The 2,030-nt window shown below is 41.8% G+C and carries 2 protein-coding genes; both read right to left on the minus strand.

Annotation, left to right across the window (positions count from 1 at the left end; all coding sequences use genetic code 11):
- Window positions 1–1,244, minus strand: a 1,244-nt coding sequence (locus BP896_RS00050) for an ABC transporter substrate-binding protein (protein WP_291764442.1), incomplete at its 3' end; no start/stop codon positions are given.
- 84 nt (window positions 1,245–1,328) lie between these two features.
- Window positions 1,329–2,030, minus strand: a 702-nt coding sequence (locus BP896_RS00055) for an ABC transporter permease (RefSeq protein WP_291764422.1), incomplete at its 5' end; no start/stop codon positions are given.

A 2,030-nucleotide genomic window follows, 5' to 3' on the forward strand; every position in this document is an offset into this window, starting at 1 on the left:
GTGTAGTTGATTAGTGGTGATCCTTGACTAGCCCAATAACTTATGACCTGCTGCACTAGGCTTGGATACTTATCATTCATAATGCCCACTTGAGGTGTCGGTGATGGTAATATGAATTGCGGCCCGTATGCTGCTTGGGCTAATTGAGTCCAATTAACAGCATAATAAATAGCCTGCCTAACCTGAGGCATAGCCAACCACGGATTAAGGAAATTAAAGTAAAGCGCATCACCACCCCACCATGGGTAAACGTACATCTTCATATTAGGGTTACTTAAAATAGTTGCCACTATTGATGGAGATAGTGAACCAGGGCCAGTGGTCCAGATACTGATTTTACCGGAAGCCAAAGCAGCGTAAACCTGGGTCATGGATGAGTACTGCCACTGAACTATGTAATCAACCTTAATGTCTTTAGCATTATACCAGTATGGGTTCTTACAGAGAAGAATGTATTCAGGCGTAATATCGCAGACGTAGAATGGGCCTGTTGTAGGTGTGTTAGGTGGTAGCGTTGCAGTGAATAATTCATTAATTAACGGTGTTAACACCTTCCTAGCTTGAGCCTGCTCGGTGGCGTTACCGAAGTTAAAGAGCCATACCCAACTGTAGTTGGCTAAGGCAGCCTTCATTAATGGTTCCCATGCATTCCAAGTCCAATCTAATGCCACACCACCCCAATTAAGTGCCCAGAATATGTCATAAGCCTCAGCAGCTGGGCTTGTTGGTGGTGCATAGTAGCCTTGAGGCATCTTGAATATGCACGTGTAATTATTCACTATACTAACGTTACCCCACATATTATGTATTAGGCCATTAGCAATATTATTGGCCAAAAGATCCCAACATGTGACTGGCTGACCATTACTCATCCCACTATGCCTTAGGGTTATATAGATAGCCAACGTACCATTTGGAAGCTCCTGAAGAGTCCAATTCTCAGCCAAAATAGGAACCTCCTCACCAGTGGTATAGTTTATTGCAGCCACATGCGATTGAACAACACCATACCAAGCAATACCACCGTGGAATATATTTGGATTATAAAGCGACATACTAGTTAAAGGTGGACTCCTTATAGTGAATACGTATATCGTATTGTATGGTGTAATATTATACTGTTGGGCATTAATTATTGGACCTACTGTAGTGTGCCTGAAATCAACTTGACCCACTAAACCCACTACTAGAACTACTGTAGTGATTACTAAGACCCACCTGAACCAAGTATGTTTTGTAGCCATGTATTGCCAATAGTATACTGCTTTATAAACCTTACTCTAAATTGATTAACGTTAATATAAATATTAATCATTATAATATATAACTCACTTCCTTAACCTTGGGTTTATTACTTCATCTATACCGTAGGCTAACTCGATGAGAGCCACCATGTACAGCGTCACAAAGACAACTGGCACTATTAGTATTGGTAATGCTCTTCCACCATAGTATGCACCATAGGCTAATGCTTGGCTTATTAATGCACCCCAATTGTAGTTTTGGAATGGTAGTAGGCCTAGGAAGTATAGGCCCACTGAGGCATATACCGCCCCCTCCATGTTCAGTATGAAGTTTATCCAAACATAAGGCATTATTTTTGGTGTTATCTCCTTAAACAGTATGTAGCTGCCGGATAATCCCAACACCCTTGAGACCTCAATGTACGGTAACTCCCTCATTGAAAGTATCTGCGACCTAACAGAAAGCGCCAAGCCGGTCCACCCTGTTATACTTAATATGCCTGATAATATGAGTGGATTATTAGTGTGTATCATTGTTGCCATTATCATGACTAGGAGTAGGCTTGGAATAGTCATGAGTACTTGACTAATGAAGGATAAGGTAGCGTCTACGTAACCACCCTTAAACCCAGCCACTATACCAGCTAGTAAACCCAATACAGTTGTATATAATGCAGTGAGTAGGCTAACCTCAAGGACGAAGGGTGCGCCATTAATAATATCAACAAGGAGGGGTACACCAACATTATCTGTCCCAAACCAATAAACAGGTGGCCAAAGCCTAGG

Source organism: Caldivirga sp. UBA161, from assembly GCF_002506515.1.
Taxonomy (GTDB): domain Archaea; phylum Thermoproteota; class Thermoprotei; order Thermoproteales; family Thermocladiaceae; genus Caldivirga.